The organism is Streptomyces sp. NPDC048338 (genome assembly GCF_043201055.1).
Taxonomy (GTDB): domain Bacteria; phylum Actinomycetota; class Actinomycetes; order Streptomycetales; family Streptomycetaceae; genus Streptomyces.
The window spans coordinates 18,589-40,111 of the sequence record NZ_JBICYQ010000019.1 but is presented as its reverse complement, the minus strand read 5'-3'; the positions used below and the strand labels follow the sequence as shown (position 1 = coordinate 40,111).

Here is a 21,523-nt window from a genome sequence, read left to right as displayed (position 1 = left end):
TCGTGTGGGCTAGCGACCGACACCACTTGCGCGACGTTGGGCGACAGTCGGTCCCTTTGAGTGGCGACCTGGACAAGGGCTTGCCTGTAGTGCCACAGCCAATGAAGGCCCTCATATTTCTGCGGGGCTCGCGCACGTCCAGCGATTCTCAACCCGACCCGCAGGCTCCCTGAACAGGCCGGATCGGGCGGCACGGCTCGATGGGCCTGACATCAGTGGCTGACATCAACGTCCACACACAGTGGCGGACACTTACTGGCTAGTGGCCGTGCGGGCGGCTGCATGACCGACCCCTTCGCCGCCGATCATGGCTAGCCGCCACGTCCTGCTCGATGGCCTTCCGTTGTCCTAGTCCTTGTCCAGTTCACTGGCGTCCGCCACCGTTCCCTGCCGTACGCGATCACTGATAGGCCTGTCCGGTGAACGGCTCCGTACGCCCCTGTACGGACATGCGGACAGTTGGAAAGCGTGTTGGGGGCAACCCCTCACGAGTTCGAATCTCGTATCCTCCGCCAGTGCCTCACCGGGCACGATGTCGAAGGGCCCCGCTGCTTGCAGCGGGGCCCTTCTTCGTTGTCCGGCCCGGCGCGGACGGCGGCGGCGTGGCGGCCGGAGATGGGCGGGCGGGCCGATAGCCTCGGGCCAGTCATGGGGGGAACGCCTGTCGAGTCGCCCATCCCGGGAGGGCCCCATCTCCGCAACGAAACCGCCGGCCACCCCGTCCGCACCGGCGGGTCAGCCGCGCGAGGCCGACGAGCTGCAGGCCATGCTGCGGCGGCCCGAGTACCGCAAGGCCCTGGTGTTCTGCGGGCTGATCGGCATCCCGGTCTCCCTGATCGCGTTCTGGTTCCTCGTCGCGATCACCGAGCTGGAGCAGCTGATCTGGACGGACTGGCCGCGGGACCTGGGCTGGGACCAGGCGCCCTGGTGGTGGGGGTTCCCCCTGCTGCTGGTCTCGGGCCTGGTCGTCGGGCTGATCGTCGCCCGGCTGCCGGGACGCGGCGGGCACCTCCCGGCGGGCGGCCTGCACGCGGGCGGCATCACCGCGAGCGCGCTCCCCGGAGTGGTCCTCGCCGCCTTCTTCAGCCTGCCGCTCGGCGCCGTCCTGGGACCCGAGGCGCCGCTGCTCGCCCTGGGCACCGGACTCGCCCTGCTCTTCGGGCGCCTCGTGAAGGCGCCCCAGACGAAGGCCGGCACGATGCTGCTCGGCGCCGCCGGCTCCGCCTCCGCCGTCTCGGCGCTCTTCGGCAACCCCCTCGTGGGCGCGGTGCTCCTGATGGAGGTGGCCGGCGTCGGCGGCCCGCAGCTCTTCGCGCTGATGCTGCCCGCGCTGCTGTCCAGCGGCATCGGGGCGCTGGTGTTCACCGGCTTCGGCCACTGGACCGGCCTGAAGCCCGCGAGCCTCGACATCGGGCTGCCCCCGTCGCCGCTGCTCGACACCGGCGACGTCCTGTGGACGCTGCTGATGGCGCCCGCCGTCGCCCTGCTCGTCCACGCCGCCTTCGTGGGCGGACGCTACGCGGCCGGCTTCGTGACGAAGCGGATCGTGTGGAACACCACGCTGTGCGCGCTCGGGGCGGCCGGCTGCATCGCCCTGTACGCCGTCACCACCGGCCGGTCGCCGGAGGAGGCCGCCCTGTCGGGGCAGGCAGCCCTGGGGCAACTGGCGGCCGACCCGCACGCCTGGTCGGTGGGCGCGCTCATCGCCGTCATCGGCTTCAAGTCGCTCGCCTACCTGCTCTGTCTGGGCAGCCTGCGCGGCGGCCCCGTCTTCCCTTCCCTGTTCCTGGGCGGGGCGGCCGGCGTGCTGCTCGCGCCGCTGCCGGGCTTCGGGCTCGTCCCGGCCATGGCGGTCGGCATGGCGGCGGCCGTCACGGCCGGCATGCGGGTGCCCGTCTGCAGCGTCGTGCTGGTCGTGCTGCTGCTGGGCAACGTGGAAACGGTCCCGGTCGTGGTGCTGGCCGCGGTCATCTCCTTCGTCGTGGTGGAACTGCTGCCGCAGGGGCCGGAGATCCCGCCGTACCCCGCACGGCCCGCGTGGACCCGCCGGCCCCGCAAGGGCTGAGTCAGGCCGACTCGGCGCGCACCCGGCCGGCCCGGACGGCGTCGAGCAGCGCCTGGTGGTCCATCTCGTTCTGGTCCGCGTACAGCTCGGCGAACGTCGCCAGCGCGCGGTCGAAGACGTCCCCTCCGCCCAGGTAGGAGGCGATCGCGATCCGGTCTCCCGACCGGGCGTGGGCGCGGGCCAGGGTGGCGCCGCACAGGGTCCCGAACAGCTTCATCCGCTTCGGCGACAGGTTCTCGGCGACGACGATGCCCTTCCAGTCCCTCAGCTGGCGCACGTAGAAGTCGCGGCGCCGGCCGTCGATGCCCTGGGCGCGTTCCCAGCCCAGGAAGATGTCGCTGGTGGCCTGCATCAGGCGCTGACCGGCGACGACGCGTTCGCCCTGGGTCCGGAACGGCCCGGGGCCGGCGTAGGGCGCGAGCACCGACTCGTCGGCCTCCTTGGCCTGGAGGAAGAGCGGGTCCCGGTCGTCCTTGCCGAGGAGCAGGACGATCCAGCAGCGGGTGCCGACGCTGCCGACCCCGACGACCTTCCGGGCCACGTCCGCCACCCGGTAGGACTCCAGCAGGAAGCGCCGGTCGGTGGAGAGACTTCGGCCGTAGGACGCGATCAGGCGGCTGATCCGCTTCTCCAGGGCGTGCTGCTCGGCGTCGGGCAGCAGATCCGCCAGGCGCACGAGCAGCGGCGGCTCGGACGCGATCACGCGCCGGCCGCCGGCGACCCGGGTGAGCTTGTCGAACGCCTGCAGGGTGTCGTGCGCGCGGGCCCGTTCCCGGGCGCGCGCCCAGCGGTCCCGGTTCGCGGAGCCGAGCACCGGCGCGAACTGCCGCTGCAGGTCGTCGGCCTCGAACCGGGCGTACCAGACGTCGAGATTGCCCAGCCCGGCGAAGGCGCGCATCCGCTCCCGGTAGGACCGCACCGCGGCCCGCACCACGGAGGCCCGCTGCCGGGTGCTGAAGCCGTTGGCCCGCCCGGCGATGACCAGGCTGGCGGCGAGCCGTTTGACGTCCCACTCCCAGGGGCCGGGCAGCGTCTCGTCGAAGTCGTTGATGTCGAACATCAGGCGGCGTTCGGGAGAGGCGAGCAGCCGGAAGTTGAGCATGTGCGCGTCGCCGCACAGCTGCGCCGTGAACCCGCTGCGCGGGGTGCCGGCGAGGTCGGCGGCCATGATGGCGGCCGCCCCGCGGTAGAAGCGGAAGGGCGACTCGCTCATCCTTCCGTAGCGGATCGGGACGAGTTCCTGGACCCGCCTCGCCGACTGGGCCTCGATGAGGTCGACCGGATCCGTGCGCTGCGCCGACGGGGTGAACGCGGCGTGCGAGGAGCGGGGCACGGCGGACCGGGCGGCCTTGCCGCGCGCCGCCCGTTCCTTCTCGGTGCCGTACCGTCCGGCCCGTTGCCGGCGCTGTTTCCCGGCGCTCTTGTCCTTGGCGCTCTTGGCGTTCATCGCGGCCGGGGCCTCAGGGGGTGTCGGCCGCGTCCGCCGCCTCGGCCGCTTCGAGCGAGGCGAGCAGGGCCTGGACGGGGATCCGGCCGGAGGCGACCAGCTGGGCGCCGCCGCGCCGCAGGGCGGCGGCGAAGGGGGCCGCCCAGACGTTCTCGTAGATGAGCAGGCCGGCGGAGTTGCCCGGCTCCACCGCGGCCGCGGCCTCCTCCAGGTCGTCCTGGCCGAGCAGTCCGGACTGCGCGCCCTCGAAGACGGTGAGGTCGAGCTCGCCGTCGCCGTCGAGGTCGGTGAGCTCCAGGGCGGCCACCGTGCCGTCCGTGTCCTTGGTGATGAACATCAGGTCGAGGATGCGGATGAGGCCGCGGTCCACGAGGTCGATCAGGTGCCCCAGTCCCTCACCGGTCATGCGGTTTCCGGGGAACTCCACGACCACGTAGTCGATGGGCCCCATCTCGTCGATGCGCTCGGTCACGGCGTCACCTCTCGTGCGTTCGGTCCCCCTGATGGCGATCCCCCGCACCGGACTCCCGGTGACCCCGGATCAGGCCGCGGCGTCCCTGGACGTGCCGACGCACAGGGCCCAGATGACGAACCCGTCGATCACGATCAGGACGATGGCCCAGAACGGGTAGTACGGCAGCCACGTGAAGTTGGCGAGCATCGCGATCGCCGCCACGGCGATGCCGATGATGCGGGCCCACAGCTTGCCGCTGAACAGGGCCAGACCCGCGACGGCCACGATGATGCCGATGATCAGATGCACCCAGCCCCAGCCCGTGAGGTTCCAGGCGAAGGTGTAGTTCCGGGTGGTGACGAAGACGTCGTCCTCGGCGATGGCAGCGATCCCCTGGAAGATCGACATGATGCCGCCGAAGATCATCATGACCGCGGCGAACATCGTCCAGCCCGACACCGCCATTCCTCCGCCGGAGCCGGCACGCTGCGTTCCTGTCTGCGTCGCCATGGCGTACTCCTCTGGACGAGACCGACCGCCGGCGGATCGGCCGACGGCTGCCCCCATGGGATCCAGCGTGCCACGGGTGGCCCGGGGCGGCAGTTCGGCGCATCCGCGGCGGTGCGCGGGCGGCCGATCGCCGCACTGCGGCGCCGAAAGAGCGGTGGAAGAATGAGGCCGTCCCGGTGTGCCGGGCCGTCCGGCGCCGGTTCGCGGAACGCCTCGGCTGCCTCCCGCAGCCGCGCCGCGCGAGAAAGGACGTCACCATGCCAGGTCTCCTTCGCGGAGTGGCCCGCACCGCCGTCGTCGCGGGAACGGCGACCGCCGTGTCCAATCGCGTGTCGCGCCGCCAGCAGGGACGCTGGGCCGCCCAGTCGGGCTACCAGGAAGCCCCGCAGCAGGCTGCCGCGCCGCCGCCGGCCGCCCCGGCCGCCGACGACATGGGCGACAAGCTCGACCAGCTCAAGCAGCTCGGCGAACTCAAGGCCCAGGGCGTCCTCACCGAGTCCGAGTTCGAGGAGCAGAAGCGCAGGCTCCTGGCCGGCTGAACAGCCCCGTGCGACAGGCCGGCCACCGGCCCGCGCAGCATCCGGCCGGTGGCCGGACACATCGTCCGACCATGGTGATGTCGCACAAGAGGATGTGAAAAACACGGTATTCGCCGTCATGTCACGGACGTAACGTCCGTCCGGTTTCTGGCACCTTGATACGCGAAGTGCAGGATCCGAACGGAATGGGGACGCCGGGATGATGCAGGACCGTCGAATCGCCGGATGGGATCGTCTCCCTCGTCACCGCAGAGGCGTCACCCTCGTCGCCGGGGTGACCGCCGGCGCGATCACCCTCCTCACAGGCTGCGACGTGCTCAAGCCCTACACCCCGCCCCGGCCGGCCACGAAGGACTCCCTCACCTTCTACGTGAGCCCGGACGGCGACGACGAGAACGACGGGCTGACCGAGAAGACCGCCCTGCGCACCCTCGACCGGGCCGACGAGGTGCCGTTCAAGCCCGGCGACCGGCTGCGCCTCAAGGGCGGCGCGCGGTTCACCGGCGAGCTGACCCTCGGCCCCGAGGAGGCCGGCAGCGTCCGGAAACCCGTCGTGATCGAGTCGTACGGCACCGGGAAGGCCACCATCGCGGCCCGCGGCACGGCGGGCATCACGGTGCACAACACCGGCGGCGTGGAGATCCGGAACCTGGCGATCAGGGGCGACACCGCGTCACGCCGGGCCGAGGACGGCATCAAGTTCTTCAACGACCTGCCGGACGAGAAGCGCCTGGCGCACGTCCGGATCTCCGGCGTGGACGTGTCGCGCTTCCGCAACGGGATCAGCATCGGCGCCGCTTCGAAGTCCCTCGGATTCCGCGACATCACGATCGCCGACTCCGCGACGCACCACAACCAGAACGCCGGACTGGTCACCGTCGGACCTCGCTTCCAGGCCGACGAACCCTCCTACGCGCACGAGAAGCTCACGGTCACGAGCGTGCGGGCGTACGCGAACTCCGGCGACCCCAAGGCGCACGACCGCAACACCGGCAGCGGGATCGTCCTCGGCAGCCTCAGGAACGCGACGATCCAGCGCTCCGCCGCCTACGACAACGGCGCGAACTCCTCCGCCCGCGCGGAGGAGGGCCCCGAGGGGATCTGGACGTACGACTCGACCCGCGTGGTCATCCAGAACAACAAGTCGTACCGCAACCGCACCGGCTCCCGTGTCGACGGCGGCGGCTTCGGCCTGGACAACAACGTGTCCGACTCCGTGCTCCAGTACAACCTGGCCTACGGGAACGACGGCCCGGGCTTCCTGGTGTACTCGGGCGAGCCGACCAACATGCACAAGGACAACGTCGTCCGGTTCAACTACAGCTGGGACGACGCCCGCAAGCTGCCCTTCTACGGCGGCATCGTGGCCTACGGCACCCGCCTGCGGAACCTGGACATCCACAACAACACCGTGGTGCAGCGGTCCCCCGAGGGCGCCGAGCGGCCTCCGGCGCTGCGCCTGCGGGCCGGCATCAGCAACATCGGCGTCCGCAACAACATCTTCGTCACCGACGGCGCCGCGGTGGTGGACTCCGACACCCCGTTCACCCAGACCAAGGTCCGGCTCCAGGGGAACGACTACTTCACCACCGGCGACTGGAAGCTCGTCTGGGGCGACGCGTCGTACACCAGCCTGGCCGACTGGCGGCGCAGGGCCGGGCAGGAGCAGCACGCCTCCGCCCCCACCGGCACCAGCGCCGACCCCTGCCTCGTCGACCTGGCGGCCCCGGTCACCGACCGGGCCGGAGCCGCCAATCTCGTCTCGACCTGCGCCGACATGGCGGGTGCCCTCCCGCTGCGCTCCGTCGGCGTCGACCCGGGTCCGGTCGACTACTTCGGCGAGCGGCTGAGCACCGCGCCCTCGGTGGGCGCCGCCGCGCCGCCGCGGTCGGCACCCTGACTCAGACCGCCTCGCTGGGGTCCGGGCACCAGGGCGGGCGACGGCCGGCCCAGCGCCCGGACCGTCCAGCCCGACGCGCGCCACAGGCCCGCGTCGAGATGGTTGCGGGCGTCGACGAGCCGCGGGCAGCGGACCACACGGGCCAGCTTCACCGGGTCGAGCTCGCGGTAGTCGCTCCACTCGGTCAGGTGCAGCACCACGTCCGCACCGGTGCAGGCGGTCGCCGGCTCGGTCTCGTAGCGCAGTTCGGGGTGGGCCAGGCGGGCGTTGTGCAGGCCCTCGGGGTCGTGGACCCGTACCTCGGCCCCCTCCCGGTGGATCGCTGCGGCCACGGCGAGGGCCGGCGAGTCGCGGACGTCGTCGCTGTTCGGCTTGAAGGTGGCGCCGAGCACCGCGATCCGCCGCCCCGTGAAGTCCCCGCCGACGAGATCGCGGGCGATGTCGACGGTACGGCGCCGCTGACGCAGGTTGATCTCGTCCACCCGGCCCAGGAAGCCGACCGCCTCCTCGACGCCCAGTTCGCGGGCCCGCGCGGTGAACGCCCGGATGTCCTTGGGCAGGCACCCGCCGCCGAAGCCGAGGCCCGCGTGCAGGAAGCGGCGCCCGATGCGGGTGTCGTGGCCCAGCGCGTCGGCGAGGGTGACCACGTCGGCACCGGCCGCGTCGCAGACCTCCGCCATCGCGTTGATGAAGGAGATCTTGGTGGCGAGGAAGGAGTTGGCCGAGACCTTGACCAGCTCCGCGGTGGCCGGGTCGGTGCTGAGGTACGGGACCCCGGCCGCCAGCATCGGCGCGTACACGTCGCGCAGGGTGCGGTCGGCGCGCGGCGAGGTCACTCCCACGACGATCCGGTCCGGCCGCAGGGTGTCCTCGACGGCGAAGCCCTCGCGCAGGAACTCCGGGTTCCAGGCGATCTCGGCCTCGGCGCCCGGACGGGCGAGCGCGCGCAGGCGGGCGGCCAGGCGCGGGGTCGTGCCCACCGGGACGGTGGACTTGCCGACGATCAGGCAGGGGCCCGTCAGATGGGCGGCGAGACCGTCGACGACCGCGTCGACGTACCGCAGGTCGGCGGCGTCCGAACCGGCCTGCTGCGGGGTGCCCACGCACACGAAGTGCACCTCGCCGAAGGCCGCCGCCTCGCTGAGCGAGGTGGTGAAGCGGAGCCGCCCCGAGGCCATGGCCCGGGTCAGCACCTCGTCGAGTCCGGGCTCGAAGAACGGTGGTCGCCCTTCGGCGAGAGCCCTGATCTTCTCGGCGTCGACGTCGACGCCCAGTACCTCGTGACCGATGTCGGCCATGCACGCGGCGTGCACGGCTCCGAGGTATCCCGTCCCGATGACGGTCATGCGCATGGGGGGTCTCCTGTCCTGCGAAGCTGCGAAGGGGTCGAAGGGGAACGTCCGGGGGCGACGGGCCCGGGGGACGGGAAGCCGGATCGAGCCCGGCGGGGCAGCCGCCGGGCCGGTACGGCGGGGGTGGGGTCAGCCGGCCTCGTAGCCCGCGGGGTTGAGCTCCTGGAAGCGCCAGGCGTCCTCGCACATCGCCGCGAGGTCGCGCGTCGCCGTCCAGCCCCAGGCCGCGGCGACCGCCCCGGCATCGGCGACCAGTTCGGCGACGTCGCCGGGCCGGCGTCCGGTCACCTCGTACGGGATCGGCCGGCCGGAGGCGCGCTCGAAGGCGCGGACGAGATCGAGGACCGAGGAGCCCACGCCCGTGCCCAGGTTGAGGACGCGCATCCCGCTCGCGTCCCCGAGGTGCTCCAGCGCCCGCCGGTGTCCCTCGGCCACGTCCACCACGTGGATGTAGTCGCGGACGCCGGTCCCGTCGGGCGTCGGGTAGTCGTCGCCGAAGACCGTCAGACCCTCGCGACGGCCCACGGCGACCTGCGCCAGGTACGGCATGATGTTGTTCGGGACGCCCTGCGGGTCCTCGCCCAGCAGCCCGGAGGGGTGCGCGCCGACCGGGTTGAAGTAGCGGAGCGCCAGCACGCTCAGCTCCGGCAGCCGGCGGCACGTGTCGGCCAGCACCTGCTCGCAGATCCACTTCGTCGTGGCGTACGGGTTGGTCGGGGCGGCCGGATCCCCTTCCGTCAGCGGCACCTTGGTCGCGTCGCCGTAGATCGAGCACGACGAGGAGAACACCAGCCGGTGCACGCCGTGCGCGTGCATGGCCGACAGCAGGGCGGTCGTCCCGCCGACGTTGATGTCGTAGTAGGCGATCGGGATCTCGACGGACTCGCCCACCGCCTTCTTCGCGGCGAAGTGGATCACCGCGTCCACCGGATGCGCCTCGAAGACGGCGTCCAGTGCGCGGCGGTCCCGCAGGTCCGCGCGGTACACGGCGGTGAGCGGCCGCCCGGCGATCTTCGCGACCCGCTCCAGGGCCTCCGGGGAGCTGTTCGAGTGGTCGTCGACGACGACGACCTCGTAGCCGTTCTCCAGGAGTTCGACGCAGGTGTGGCTGCCGATGAATCCGGCACCACCGGTGACCAGGACCGTCGTGGGGGGCATGAGGGAAGTCCCTTCGGTGGGTGGCTGTGGGGGTGAGGGTCTGGCGGGCCGGCCGGGTCACCAGCCGAAGAGGCCCTTGGCGTAGACGGGGAAGAGGCCGACCGCCAGGGAGAGCGGCAGCAGGGCGAGCGTTCCGAGGAGGAGCGGCAGGCGCGCGGTCACCAGGGCCCTGAACCGCGACACCCCCGCGGCCCGCGCCATCCCGCCGACGTGCAGCCCGGCGACGGCCAGGGTGACCAGCGCGTACGAGCACGCGCCGAGGATGCAGAGGAAGACGTAGCCGGCCGCGGGGCCGGTGAGCTCGCCGATCACCGCGCAGGAGGACAGCGTGGTGGTGATGAGCAGGTAGGGCGCGACCAGTCGCAGCGGAAGCGGCTCCAGCCCGTCCGTCGACTTGGGCGTCACCTTGAAGACCACCGGACGGGGCCGCAGCTTCTGCCACAGCGCCGCGCCCACCCCCCAGGCGACGAAGGGCCAGCGCGCCAGGGCGAACAGCCAGCTCTCCCAGCTCAGGATGGGCGCCTTCGCCGGGCGGAGCAGACCGTGGCGGCGCACCAGAGCGATGAGCAGGATCATCCACAGGGACAGTGCCCAGTAGTGGCCGAGGAACGAGGCGTAGTTGACGTTGATCCAGGGCAGGCCGGTGACGGCCGCGATCGGCGGCAGCGCGAGTCCGGCGGTCGTGGTCACGGCGAGCAGGGGGTAGTAGGACAGGGCGAACGCGAACCGCAGCCGCAGCGCCCCGTTCATCCGGCCGAGGTGGCGTGGGAGCAGGCCGAGCAGCATCACGGCGAGGCTGCGGGACCACTGGAACTCCTGGGTGGCCATGGCGGCGAAGGTGATCGGGCCGTCTCCGTGCGCCTCGGCGTCGATCGCGAACGATCCGTGCCAGCCGGCCGAGTTCATGAGGAAGGTGGTCGAGAAGTCCTCGGCGAGCTCGGGGCCGATGCCGCCGATGTCCCGGACCGCCTCGGTGCGTACCGCGTAGTGGGAGCCGATGCACATGGGGGCGAGCCCGGCGGTGTGGCCCAGCTGCACCGCCCCGTGGAAGACGGCCTCGCGGTGCAGCCGGCCGCGCACGGACCAGGAGACGTCGGCGTTGGCGTCGCACACGCTGGGGGCGGCGACGTAGCCGATGGCCGGATCGGCGAACGGCCGCACCATCTCGGTCAGATACGTCGGGGCGGGCACGTGGTCGCAGTCCAGCTGCGCGACGACGTCGTAGCGCTCGTAGCCCCAGTGGTCGTAGAAGAAGGCGAGGTTGCCCTCCTTGCAGCGGGTGCGGCGCGGCCACGTCCTGCGGTGGTAGTCGGGCCGGTCCCGCCGGCAGGAGACGCTCACCCCGTGGGCGGCGCACCAGTCGAGGATCACGTCGGTCGGATCCTCGTCGCACAGCCAGACGTCGTAGGTGTGCGGGAAGTCCTGCCGGAGCATCGCCTCCAGGGTGGTGCGGGCGACGTCCCAGGGTTCCGAGGGGGCGCGGGTGACCACGAACGCCGTCCGCAGGGCGGGTACCGGGATCCGCGGGTTGAAGCGGCGCAGGCGGACGACCGCGAGGAAGAAGTAGAGGGGGAGCAGCGCGAGGTAGAGGAGCAGCGCGCTGTTCACGGCCAGGCCCACCCAGCCGATCCGGTGCTCGGGCTGGAGCCACCAGGTCCAGAACCAGATCAGGCAGGCCACCCACGCGAGCGTGAGGAACGCGACCTTCATCCGGTCGGCCTTGCCGAACTGGCGGACGAAGCTCTCGGGGCGGGTCTTCAGCAGGCGGCGCGGGTGGGCGAACACGGGCCCGTCGGAGGGGATCTCGGCGACGCTGCCGCGGGAGAGTTCACGGATCTGGTCCTTGAGCGGGACCTGGGCTCCCGCCGGGCTCGGGATGAGCCGGTCGGGCGCGACGGCCTCGCCTACGAGCCCTGGCTCGATCGGGGTCATGTGAGCGTGCTCCGGGGTGTTCTCGGTGTGGCGGTCGCGAGGGCCTCACGGCCGCCCCTGCGGGGACGGGCCGGCGGGGAAGGGGCGCCGGGGACGCCCGCTCCCCCGCCGGGGGAGAAGGGGAGGGTGGGGAAGGGGGCCGGAGCGGGACGGCACCCGGGGCGGTCTCAGGCCGGTGCGGTGGCGGGTTCCGGAGCGTCCGCACGGGTCTCCGGCCGGGTCGCCGCCCAGGTCCCGGGGAGCGCGGCGGCGGGGATGCCGGTGCGTGCCTCGTCGGCGGAGACACGCCCGTCCCCGGTGGCCGGGGCGTCGGCCCGGGTGTCGGGCACGGCGGCGAGGTACCCGCTCGGCAGCGGGGTCCCCTCCTCCTGGCCGCCACGGATCGCCGCGGCCGCGGTGGAGAGTTCGGCGGGCCGGGAGGCGAACCAGTCGGCCGTCCTGCGCAGGCCCTCGTCGATGTCCACCTCGGGCGCCCAGCCGAGCGTGTCCTGTGCGCGGGTGATCACCGGGCGCCGGCGGCACGGGTCGTCGACCGGCAGCGGGTGGTACTGGATCTGCGACGGCGAGCCGGTGAGCTCCAGGACCCGCTCGGCCAGCTCGGTGACCGTCCGTTCCACCGGGTTGCCCAGATTGAACGGGCCGGGCTCGGCCGAGTCGATGAGGGCGACGAGGCCCCGGACCAGGTCGTCGACGTAGCAGAAACTGCGGGTCTGCTTTCCGTCGCCGTAAATGGTCAGGGGCTCGCCCGTGAGGGCCTGGGTGATGAAGCTGGACACCACGCGTCCGTCGTGCGGCCGCATGCGCGGGCCGTAGGTGTTGAAGATGCGGGCGATGCCGACGTCGACGCCGTGGGTGCGGCGGTAGGCGACGGAGATCGCCTCGGCGAACCGTTTTGCCTCGTCATAGACACTGCGCGGCCCGACCGAATTGACATTGCCCCAGTAGTCCTCGTCCTGCGGGTGGACCAGGGGGTCGCCGTAGATCTCGCTGGTCGACGCGAGAATGAATCGGGCGCCGTTCCGCAGCGCGAGACGGAGGGCGTTCTCGGTCCCTCTGCTGCCGACGGCGAGCGTCTCCAGCGGCTGTCGCAGGTAGTCGGGCGGCGACGCGGGGCTTGCCAGGTGGGCGACGGCGTCGACGGCGCCGGGAACCTCCACGGCGACGGTGACGTCCGCGCGAATGAATTCGAATGCCGGGTCGGTGAGCAGGTGTTCGATGTTTCTGGGGTCGCCCGTCGAGAAGTTGTCCAGACAGACCACGGAATCCCCACGTCTCAGCAGGGCTTCGCACAGATGGGACCCGAGAAAGCCACTGCCACCGGTGACCGCAACTCGCATGCGATTCTCCAGGAATCGGGAACGGAAAAGCCTCACGCCTATTCCGATGCGGCCGGTGAACGCGGCGGACGGAAGCGGGAAGGCTCACGGGAAAACGCATGGCAAGCATATGGAAATAGGTGGGATTTTCCGTGGATCGCAATTCGGGGCTACGCCGATCGGACGCCGGTACCGCATGCCCACCCGGCCTTCGCCCCGGCGGCGCCGCCTCCGTGCGCCGATCGGCGCGTAGGTCCGCCTCACTCGCCCGTGTGACTCTCGGCCGCGCGTGCCAGCGTCGGACGGCGTGTTCGAGACCACCGGACCGGAAGAATGTGCGACGGGACCGATGAGTTGCGCGGCCGGGTCCGGTCTCCATCACAGCGGGCCGGCAGGGTACGGCCCGCCCACCGGACCGAGCCCACGAGCCCGGCCCGGCCCAGCCCAGCCCAGCCGAACGAGAGGTGCCGCGCATGTCCGAGGTCGTCAAGGGTCCCGCCAGCTACTTCCCCTCCATCGAGAAGAAGTACGGCCGTCCGGTCGCGGAGTGGCAGGACCTCATCCGCGCCTCCCCGCTGACCAGGCACATGGAGCTCGTCGCCTGGCTGAAGACCGAGCACGGCCTGGGCCACGGTCACGCCAACGCGCTCGTCGCGCACACCCTCGCCGAGAAGGGCCGGGACTGAACGCTCCACGACGCGGAGGGGAGCGGGCACGCCGCCCGCTCCCCCTCCTCCCCGTACCGCGGCCGGCGGGCCGCGGATCCTCAGGCCGCCAGCGCGTGCTCCGCGCGGCGGGCGACCCGCGCCCCGAGGGCGAGCGTCCCGCCCGCGGCCAGCACCCCGCCGGCCAGCGCCGTCCACCACAGCGGCACCGGCCCGAGCGCCGTGTAGAGCGCCACGCCGAGAGTGAGCGCGCAGAAGCGGGCCACTCCCCAGGTCCAGCTGAAGGCCCCCTGGTAGCGGCCACGGGCGTGGGCGGGCGCGAGATCGGCGACGACCGCGGCGGCGATGCCCGCCACGCAGACCTCGCCCAGCGACCAGACGACCACGGAGACCGTGTAGCCGACGACGCCGTCCGCGACCCCGGTCAGCGCCACGCCCACCGCGATCAGGACGCTGCCCGCGCACTGCACCCGCAGGCGCGGCAGTCCGGCCAGCCGGGCCGTCGCGAGCGGCTGCAGGAGGACCACCAGGAGGGCGTTGACCGCCGCCATCGCGCCGTACACCGCGGGGGACAGCCCGCTGTCGTGGATGGCGAGCGGCAGGGCGACCTCCGTCAGGGAGTAGACGAAGAGCTGGACACCGAAGAGCGGCAGCAGCACGAGCGCGAGCCGGTCCCGGAGCACGACGCCGTAGCCGATGCCGCCGCCCGCATCCGTCTCCTTCGCGCGGGGCGGCTCGCCGAGCCGGGTCGCGACCACGACGGCGTACGCGACCATCGTGCCCGCGTCGACCGCGAAGAGCAGCCAGTACCCCCGCGCGGCGAGGAAGCCGCCGAGGACCCCCGCCACCGCGGTGCCGATGTTGATGCCCCAGCCGAGCAGGGCGTACGCACGCTGCCGGTGCTCCGCCCCCACCGTGTCGGCCATCAGCGCGTACGCGGCGGGCGAGACCATCATTCCGGTCGCGCTGATCAGCAGCGCCGCGGCGGCCATCGTCCACACCCCCGGCGCGGCGAACAGCGCGCCCTGGGCCACGGCCGAGCCGAGCAGGCCGATCAGCATCGTGGGACGGCGGCCGACACGGTCGGCGAGCACCCCGCCGAGCGCCGGTCCGATCAGGTTTCCGGCGCCCAGCGCGCCGAGGACGTACGTGGTCTCGGCGCCCGTGATCCCTCGCGCGGCCAGGAAGAACACCAGGAAGGGCGTGACCATGAAGCCCAGCCGGTTGACGACGGTGCCGGCGAACACGGTCCAGACGGTGCGCGGGAGTCCGCGGAAGGTGGAGAGCATGCGAGGAGCGTGCTCCCCGTCCACCACGAAGCTCCATTGATTAAGCTCAGACCGAATCCATCGACGACACGACGAGGGCGGCGACGCATGGAGTCCGGACTCAGCTTCTCCGCCGCCGACCTGGCGCAGACCCGCTTCGCGGTCTCCCCCATGTGGGAGGTCGTGACCAGCTTCCGCCTGTTGCGCGGCGACAACGCCGGTACCCTCCACCGGCGTTGGACCGCACAGGTCCGGCCGCGGATCGCCGGCGCCGGACTCGACCGCGGCTGGCTCGCCGACCTGGTCCCGGACCGCGGCTACCTCGCGGACTTCCTCAACCCCACCCCCGCCACTCCCTTCCCCACCCTCGCCGCCGAACTCGACGCGATCCGCGCCACCCCGGCCGACCGCGTCCGGACCGACCTGGCGATGCTCGGCGCCGAACGCACCACCCCGCGCCCGGCGCGGCTCCGGCTGCTCGCCGAGGCGCCCGAAGCAGCCCTGGAGAAGGTCGCCGCCGAGATCGAGTGCTACTGGGAACTCGCCCTCGCCCCCTACTGGGCACGCATCAGAGGGCTCCTCGAAGCCGACGTCTTCCACCGGGCCCGGCAGGTCGCCGAGCACGGCTCGGCACGCGTCCTGAGCGAACTCCACGAGACCGTGCGGTGGGACGACGGCACCCTCCACCTCGTCCGCCGGCACTGCGCCCTGACCCGCGACGAGGCCGGCTCGGGGCTGCTGCTCGTCCCCTCGGTCTTCGCGTGGCCCCGGGTGATGACCCGCTCCGTGCCGCCCGAGCCACCCCAACTCGCCTACCCGGCCCGCGGTATCGGCAGCCTCTGGGAGCCGCGGCCCACCACCGCCACCGACGCGGTCGCCGCCGTCCTCGGCCGCTCCCGCGCCCTGCTCCTCGCCGAACTCGACACCCCCGCCTCCACGACCCGGCTCGCCGAGCGGTGCGGCCTGTCCGCCCCCGGCGTCTCCCAGCACCTCATCGCCCTGCGCAACGCCGGCCTCGTCACGGCCCACCGCAGCGGCCGGTCCGTCCTCTACGCCCGCACGTCCGTCGCCGACGCCCTGCTCACCCCCACCGGAGACCCCGCGTGATCCTCCCTCCCGGCACCGACGGGACACCGACGCCCGCCGCGGCCCCCACGCCGAACCCCGTTCCTGCGGACCGCCCTTCGCCGACAGCCGGCTCCCCCGGGTCCTCCACCGGCTCCTGACGGACCTCCCGGCTTGCGTTGGAGTCCGCTCCAACTCCTAGAGTGCGCGCCCAGGGAGGTCACCATGCGCTATCGCGTACTCGGCGGGACCGGCATCGAAGTGAGCGCCTACTGCCTCGGCACCATGATGTTCGGCTCCGTCGGCAATCCGGACCACGACGACTCCGTCCGCGTCATCCACGCCGCACTGGACCAGGGCGTCAACTTCGTGGACACGGCCGACATGTACTCGGCGGGCGAGTCGGAGGAGATCGTCGGCAAGGCGCTCCGCGGCGCCCGGCGGGACGACGTCGTACTCGCCACCAAGGTCCACTTCCAGATGGGCGAGGGACGCGGCCGCAGCGGCAACTCCCGCCGCTGGATCACCCGCGCCGTGGAGGAGAGCCTGCGCCGGCTCGGCACGGAGTGGATCGACCTCTACCAGGTCCACCGCCCCGACCACCGCACGGACGTCGAGGAGACGCTCTCCGTCCTCGGCGACCTCATGACCCAGGGCAAGATCCGCGCGTTCGGCTGCTCCACCTTCCCCGCCGAGGAGATCGTCGAGGCGCACGCCGTCGCGGACCGGCGCGGACTGCGCCGCTTCCGGTCGGAGCAGCCCCCGTACTCGCTCCTCGCGCGCGGGATCGAGGCGTCGGTCCTCCCGGTGGCGCAGCGCTACGGCATGGGCGTGCTGACCTGGAGTCCGCTGGCGTCCGGCTTCCTCACCGGCAGGTACCGCAAGGGGCAGCCGATCGACCTGACCAGCGGGCGGGCCGCGCTGACCCCGCACCGCTTCGACCCCTCGCTGCCGGTCACCGCGGCCAAGCTCGACGCCGTCGAGCAACTCGTCGCCCTGGCCGAGGAGATCGGCTGCTCACTGCCGGAGCTGGCGATCGCCTTCGCGGCGGCGCACCCGGCCGTGACCTCGGTGATCATCGGACCGCGGACCATGGAGCAGCTGGAGGGCCTGCTGAAGGGCGCGCCCCTGGTCCTCGACGACGACGTCCTCGACCGGATCGACGAGATCGTCCCGCCGGGCACCGACCTGTACCGGCCGGACGGCGTGTGGCGCCCGGCGGCCGTGACGGACGCGTCCCTGCGGCGGCGACCGGTGGGGGAGCGGGCCGCGGGCTGACCCGTGGGGCGCCCCGCTGTCGGTGCGAGGCGCGATGCTTGGCCGTATGGCTGACACGCGACGTGTGATCACGGGGGACGAGCGCAGGGCCCGGCTGGGCGTACGGCACCGCCTGGCCGGGTCGGCGCGGGCGGCGGGCGCGGAGGAGGTGGCCGACGCGCTGGTCGCGCTGCACGCCACCGACCCGGCGAGCGTCTTCCTGAGCGTGGGGGCGCGGCTGCGCGAGGTCGAGGGGGCCGCGGACCCCGTGACCGGCCTGGAGCGGGCCCTGTACGAGGACCGGACGCTCACCCGGATGCACGGCATGCGGCACACGCTCTTCGTCTTCCCGACCGGGCTCACCCCCGCCGTCCACGCCTCGACCACCCGCGACGTCGCCGCCCGCGAACGCGCCTCGCTCGTACGGCACCTGACCGCCGGCAGCGCCTACGACGCCGCCTGGCTGAAGGAGACCGAGGAGCTGCTGCTCGCCGAACTGGCGGCCCGCGGCGAGGCGACCGGCGTGGAACTCGGCGAGGCCGTGCCGCGGCTGCGCGCCCAGTACCTCTACGGCGTCGGGACCCGCCAGGAGGGCTACCAGTCCCTCTCCAGCCGGCTGCTCCGCATCCTCGGCATGGAGGGCCGGATCGCGCGCGGCCGTCCCCAGGGTTCCTGGAACTCCAGCCGCTTCCGCTGGACCCTCGCGCCCGGCCTGCCCGACCCGGCCGACGCGGACGCCCACGCCGAACTCGTACGCCGCTGGCTGGCCGCCTGCGGACCGGCGACCGAGGCCGACCTGAAGTGGTGGACCGGCTGGAAGGTCACCGACGTCCGCAAGGCGCTGGCGGCCGTCGGCGCGGAGCAGGTCGACCTCGCCGAGGGCACCGGGCACGTCCTGCCGGGCGACACCGGCCCCGTGGCCGCGCCGGAGCCGTGGGCCGCGCTGCTGCCCTGCCTCGACCCGACGGCCATGGGCTGGGTCCGGCGCGACTGGTACCTCGATCCCGCCCACAAGGCCGCCCTCTTCGACCGCAGCGGGAACATCGGCCCGACCGTCTGGTGGAACGGCCGCATCGTCGGCGGCTGGGCCCAGCGCGCCGACGGCGAGATCACCTGGCGACTGCTCGACGACGTGGGCACCGAGGCCGGCGCCGCCGTCGCGGCGGAGGCGACGCGGCTGTCCTCCTGGGTCGGCGCGGTCCGCGTGACGCCCCGCTTCCGCACGCCGCTGGAGAAGGAGCTGGCGGCCGGGGAGTGAGCCGCGGGCCCGGAACGCGTGGTTCCTGCGGGTGGATTCCCGGGCGAATCCGGAGGCCTTCCGCGAGGTGTCGAGAATCCCGGCCGGGCTCCGACGTCCCCTGTGAAGGGAAAGCCCCCGGGAAGTACGACCGAAGGAGCGGGTCATGAAGTACCTCGTGATGGTGCAGGGCGCCCAGGCCGACTACGAGGCCATGAGCGGCAAGGGTTCCGAGCAGAGCCCGGCCTGGAGCGAGCAGGAGCTGCGGGCGATGTTCGCCTTCATGCAGTCCGTCAACGACGACCTCGCCGAGTCCGGCGAGCTGGTCGACGCGCAGGGGCTCCTCGAACCGGCCCGGACCCGGTTCGTGACCGCCGACAAGGACGGCCGTCCGGTGATCACGGACGGGCCGTACGGGGAGACGAAGGAGGTGCTCGCCGGGTACTGGGTGCTCGACTGCGAGAGCCTGGAGAGGGTCACCGAGATCGCGGCGCGCGTGGCGCAGTGCCCGCAGCCGGCCGGCAGCAAGGACTACCCGGTGGTGATCCGGCCGATCGACGGCGGCGGTCGCGAGGTGTGACCGCGGGAAGCGGACCCGGGGAGCCGGACATCGAGGGACCGGACATCGACGAGACCGGGGCCGGGCCGCCGGAGCCCGGGACCGAGGACCTGCTGCGCCACCACGCGCCGCAGGTCCTCGGCGCGGTCGTGCGCCGCTACGGTCACTTCGACGCCTCCGAGGACGCCGTGCAGGAGGCGCTGCTCGCCGCCGCCCGGCAGTGGCCCGAGTCGGGGACGCCCGCCAACCCGCGCGGCTGGCTGATCCGGGTGGCCTCACGGCGGCTGACCGACCGGCTGCGCGCGGACGAGGCACGGGAGCGGCGCGAGCGGACGGCGGTCCGGCTCGAACCGCGGGAGACCCGGGCGGCCCCGTCCGACGACGACACGCTCACCCTGCTGTTCCTCTGCTGCGACCCGGCGCTCGCGCCGGCCGCGCGGATCGCGCTGACGCTGCGCGGTCGGCGGTCTGACCACCGCGGAGATCGCCCGGGCCCATCTCGTGCCGGAGGCGACGATCGCCCAGCGGATCAGCCGGGCCAAGCAGAAGCTGAAGGACCACTCCTTCCGGCCGCCGGGCCCGGGCGACCGGGACGCCCGGCTGGCGGCCGTGCTCCAGGTCCTCTACCTGATCTTCAACGAGGGGTACACCGCCACGTCCGGCCCGGCCCTCCACCGCGCCGACCTGGCCCGCGAGGCGATCCGGCTGACCCGCTCCGTGCGCCGGCTGCTCCCCCACGAGGGCGCCGTCACGGGCCTGCTGGCGCTGATGCTGCTGACCGAGGCACGCAGCGCCGCCCGTACCGGACCGATCGGCGAACTGGTCCCGCTCGACGCGCAGGACCGCGCGCTCTGGGACTCCGCGGCGATCGCCGAGGGCACGGCCCTGGTCGAGGAGGCGCTCGGGCAGGCCCCGGTGGGCCCGTACCAGCTCCAGGCGGCGATCGCGGCGCTCCACGACGAGGCCGCGGACGCCGGGGACACCGACTGGCCGCAGATCCTGGCCCTCTACGACCTCCTGGTCTCCGGCCCGGCCGCGGACCCGATGGCGGAACTCGGCCGCGTGGTCGCGCTCGCCATGGTCGACGGCCCGGAGGCCGGTCTGACCGAACTCACCGCGCTGGAACCCCGCCTGAAGAACCACCACCGCCTCGAAGCGGTCCGCGCCCACCTCCTGGAACGCACCGGCGCTACGGAAGCGGCCCGCCGCTCCTACGAGTCGGCGGCCCGCCACACCCTGAGCCTCCCGGAACGCCACTACCTCCTGACCCGGGCGGCGCGACTGGCGCGCTGAAGCCCTTGTCCGGGCCCGGACCCCTCAGTCCGTCGCCAGCCCCTTCAGCCGCTTGGCGATCCTCGTGAGGCGCGCGCCCTGGTAGCGGGCGGCCTGGAGGACGTTCTCCTGCGGGGCGCCGTTCGTGCCGGGGTGCGCGGTGCCGTAGGGGTTGCCGCCCGCCGCGTAGACGGACGCGTCGGTGAAGCCGGGCGAGACGATGACCGAGCCCCAGTGGTGGAACGAGTTGTAGAGGGCGAGCAGCGTCGACTCGTTGCCGCCGTGCACGTTGTGGGCGCTGGTGAAGGCGGTGGCCGGCTTGTCCGCCATGACGCCCTGCTGCCACAGGCCGCCGGTGGTGTCGATGAACTGCTTCAGCTGCGCGGCGACGTTGCCGAACCGGGTCGGCGAGCCGAGCGCGTACGCGTCCGCCCACTCCAGGTCCTCCAGCGTGGCGATCCCGATCTCGCCGGTGGCGTCCACGTGGGCGCGCCAGGCCGGGTTCGCGTCGATGGCCGTGTCGGGGGCGAGTTCGGGCACCCGGCGCAGCCGGACCTCGGCGCCGGCCTTCTCGGCGCCTTCGGCGACGGCCTGGGCCAGCTCGTGGACGTTCCCCGTGGCCGAGTAGTAGATGACGGCGACCTTGACGGACATGGCGGACTCCTCAAACCGGATTCGTTTCCGTTTCAACGTCAGATTAAACGGATAGCCATCCGATTCACAAGGGATCCCTCGGGGAACCGGATAGCGCTCCGTTATGCTCGTGTCACGGGACGGACCGAGGGGGCCAGGGAGAGAAGGGCAGGCGGACGCGGATGAACGCGAGGAAACCCGGGGAGACCGGCGCGGCGCACGAGCCGCGGCCCGACGGGTCCCCGGCCGGAGCTCCGGCGCCGGCGGCGACCTCACGTCCCGGCGTCCCGGCCGTCGAACTGCTCCCCACCGTGGGCACTCCGCCCCCCGAGCGCGCCGACGCCGCCCGCAACCGGCGCAGGATCCTCGACGCCGCCGCCAGGATCGTCACCGAGGTCGGCCCCGACGCGGTCACGATGAACCAGGTCGCGCACGCCGCCGGCATGGGCGTGGGCACGGTCTACCGCCGTTTCGGGGACGTGGCCCAGCTCCTGTGGGCGCTCCTCGACGACCGGGAGCGCCAGTTCCAGGAGGCGTACATGAGCGGCCCGCCGCCGCTCGGCCCGGGCGCCCCCGCCGCCGAACGGCTGCCCGCCTTCGTCGACGCGCTCGTCGACCGGGTCATCGAGCAGCGGGAACTGCTGCTCGCGGCGCAGACCGCCGCCCCCAGCGCCCGCTACACCAGCGGCGCGTACCTCGCGATGCACACGCACGTCTCGCTGCTGATCGCCCGGCTCCGCCCGGAGGCCGACAGCGCGCTCCTCGCGCACCTGCTGCTCGCCCCGTTCTCACCGAGCCTCATGCACCACCTGTCGACGCGGCGGCACCTGTCCGCCGACGCGCTCAAGGCGGGCATGCGGGAGCTGCTCGGCCTGCGCGACTGACCGCCGGACC

Annotated in this window: 18 protein-coding genes and 1 pseudogene; 10 read left to right on the top strand and 9 right to left on the bottom strand. The window is 72.9% G+C overall.

What is annotated here, in order from left to right:
- Positions 1-766: 766 nt before the first annotated feature.
- Positions 767-2,065, top strand: coding sequence for a chloride channel protein (locus tag ACGFZF_RS34750; RefSeq protein ID WP_393560891.1), 1,299 nt, complete (start codon positions 767-769; stop codon positions 2,063-2,065).
- 1 nt (position 2,066) lies between these two features.
- On the opposite strand, the gene ACGFZF_RS34745 is transcribed toward ACGFZF_RS34750, so the two are convergent.
- The 3 genes from ACGFZF_RS34745 to ACGFZF_RS34735 all read right to left on the bottom strand — a co-directional run bounded on the left by ACGFZF_RS34745 (position 2,067) and on the right by ACGFZF_RS34735 (position 4,476).
- Positions 2,067-3,512: a DUF2252 domain-containing protein gene (locus ACGFZF_RS34745; protein WP_393560889.1), complete on the bottom strand. Its 1,446-nt coding sequence runs from the start codon at positions 3,510-3,512 to the stop codon at positions 2,067-2,069.
- Between the two features lie 13 nt (positions 3,513-3,525).
- Positions 3,526-3,963 carry a DUF6325 family protein gene (locus ACGFZF_RS34740; RefSeq protein WP_356601407.1) on the bottom strand — a complete coding sequence of 146 codons (438 nt, stop codon included), beginning with the start codon at positions 3,961-3,963 and terminating at the stop codon, positions 3,526-3,528.
- Positions 3,964-4,053: 90 nt separating this feature from the next.
- Positions 4,054-4,476 carry a hypothetical protein gene (locus tag ACGFZF_RS34735; RefSeq protein ID WP_393560887.1) on the bottom strand — a complete coding sequence of 141 codons (423 nt, stop codon included), beginning with the start codon at positions 4,474-4,476 and terminating at the stop codon, positions 4,054-4,056.
- Positions 4,477-4,733: 257 nt separating this feature from the next.
- Here ACGFZF_RS34735 and ACGFZF_RS34730 point away from each other — a divergent pair, with 257 nt between their 5' ends.
- Both ACGFZF_RS34730 and ACGFZF_RS34725 read left to right on the top strand, forming a co-directional pair.
- Complete coding sequence (locus ACGFZF_RS34730) at positions 4,734-5,015, top strand: SHOCT domain-containing protein (RefSeq protein WP_393560885.1); 282 nt, start codon at positions 4,734-4,736, stop codon at positions 5,013-5,015.
- A gap of 274 nt (positions 5,016-5,289) precedes the next feature.
- On the top strand, positions 5,290-6,915 hold the full coding sequence (locus tag ACGFZF_RS34725) for a right-handed parallel beta-helix repeat-containing protein (protein WP_393560883.1): 1,626 nt from the start codon (positions 5,290-5,292) through the stop codon (positions 6,913-6,915).
- Here ACGFZF_RS34725 and ACGFZF_RS34720 read toward each other — a convergent pair.
- The 4 genes from ACGFZF_RS34720 to ACGFZF_RS34705 form a co-directional block, all read right to left on the bottom strand.
- Positions 6,846-8,267 carry a UDP-glucose dehydrogenase family protein gene (locus tag ACGFZF_RS34720; RefSeq protein ID WP_393560881.1) on the bottom strand — a complete coding sequence of 474 codons (1,422 nt, stop codon included), beginning with the start codon at positions 8,265-8,267 and terminating at the stop codon, positions 6,846-6,848. The two genes, ACGFZF_RS34725 and ACGFZF_RS34720, sit on opposite strands and share 70 nt — an antisense overlap.
- A 129-nt stretch (positions 8,268-8,396) precedes the next feature.
- Positions 8,397-9,425 carry a UDP-glucose 4-epimerase GalE gene (gene galE / locus ACGFZF_RS34715; RefSeq protein ID WP_393560879.1) on the bottom strand — a complete coding sequence of 343 codons (1,029 nt, stop codon included), beginning with the start codon at positions 9,423-9,425 and terminating at the stop codon, positions 8,397-8,399.
- A 57-nt stretch (positions 9,426-9,482) separates the two neighbouring features.
- Positions 9,483-11,357 (bottom strand): glycosyltransferase family 2 protein, encoded by a 1,875-nt coding sequence (locus ACGFZF_RS34710; protein WP_393560877.1) that lies wholly within the window; start codon positions 11,355-11,357, stop codon positions 9,483-9,485.
- Positions 11,358-11,524: 167 nt separating this feature from the next.
- Positions 11,525-12,694, bottom strand: coding sequence for a UDP-glucuronic acid decarboxylase family protein (locus ACGFZF_RS34705; protein WP_393560875.1), 1,170 nt, complete (start codon positions 12,692-12,694; stop codon positions 11,525-11,527).
- A gap of 452 nt (positions 12,695-13,146) precedes the next feature.
- On the opposite strand from ACGFZF_RS34705, the gene ACGFZF_RS34700 reads away from it, so the two are divergent.
- A complete protein-coding gene (locus ACGFZF_RS34700) occupies positions 13,147-13,359 on the top strand; it encodes a DUF4287 domain-containing protein (RefSeq protein ID WP_393560873.1) in 213 nt (70 codons plus the stop codon).
- 80 nt (positions 13,360-13,439) lie between these two features.
- On the opposite strand, the gene ACGFZF_RS34695 is transcribed toward ACGFZF_RS34700, so the two are convergent.
- On the bottom strand, positions 13,440-14,627 hold the full coding sequence (locus tag ACGFZF_RS34695; RefSeq protein WP_393560871.1) for an MFS transporter: 1,188 nt from the start codon (positions 14,625-14,627) through the stop codon (positions 13,440-13,442).
- Positions 14,628-14,714: 87 nt separating this feature from the next.
- Between ACGFZF_RS34695 and ACGFZF_RS34690 the strand changes: the two genes are divergently transcribed.
- The 5 genes and pseudogenes from ACGFZF_RS34690 to ACGFZF_RS34670 all read left to right on the top strand — a co-directional run bounded on the left by ACGFZF_RS34690 (position 14,715) and on the right by ACGFZF_RS34670 (position 20,017).
- On the top strand, positions 14,715-15,713 hold the full coding sequence (locus ACGFZF_RS34690; RefSeq protein ID WP_393560869.1) for a DUF5937 family protein: 999 nt from the start codon (positions 14,715-14,717) through the stop codon (positions 15,711-15,713).
- A 183-nt stretch (positions 15,714-15,896) separates the two neighbouring features.
- A complete protein-coding gene (locus ACGFZF_RS34685) occupies positions 15,897-16,949 on the top strand; it encodes an aldo/keto reductase (RefSeq protein ID WP_393560867.1) in 1,053 nt (350 codons plus the stop codon).
- 46 nt (positions 16,950-16,995) lie between these two features.
- Positions 16,996-18,186, top strand: coding sequence for a winged helix DNA-binding domain-containing protein (locus ACGFZF_RS34680; RefSeq protein ID WP_393560865.1), 1,191 nt, complete (start codon positions 16,996-16,998; stop codon positions 18,184-18,186).
- A 145-nt stretch (positions 18,187-18,331) separates the two neighbouring features.
- Complete coding sequence (locus ACGFZF_RS34675; RefSeq protein WP_393560863.1) at positions 18,332-18,745, top strand: YciI family protein; 414 nt, start codon at positions 18,332-18,334, stop codon at positions 18,743-18,745.
- A gap of 44 nt (positions 18,746-18,789) precedes the next feature.
- A pseudogene (locus ACGFZF_RS34670) lies at positions 18,790-20,017 on the top strand (RNA polymerase sigma factor).
- A 24-nt stretch (positions 20,018-20,041) separates the two neighbouring features.
- Here the strand turns inward: ACGFZF_RS34670 and wrbA are convergent.
- A complete protein-coding gene (gene wrbA / locus ACGFZF_RS34665; protein ID WP_393560861.1) occupies positions 20,042-20,650 on the bottom strand; it encodes an NAD(P)H:quinone oxidoreductase in 609 nt (202 codons plus the stop codon).
- A 161-nt stretch (positions 20,651-20,811) separates the two neighbouring features.
- Here wrbA and ACGFZF_RS34660 point away from each other — a divergent pair, with 161 nt between their 5' ends.
- Positions 20,812-21,513 carry a TetR/AcrR family transcriptional regulator gene (locus ACGFZF_RS34660; protein ID WP_393560859.1) on the top strand — a complete coding sequence of 234 codons (702 nt, stop codon included), beginning with the start codon at positions 20,812-20,814 and terminating at the stop codon, positions 21,511-21,513.
- Positions 21,514-21,523: the final 10 nt, after the last annotated feature.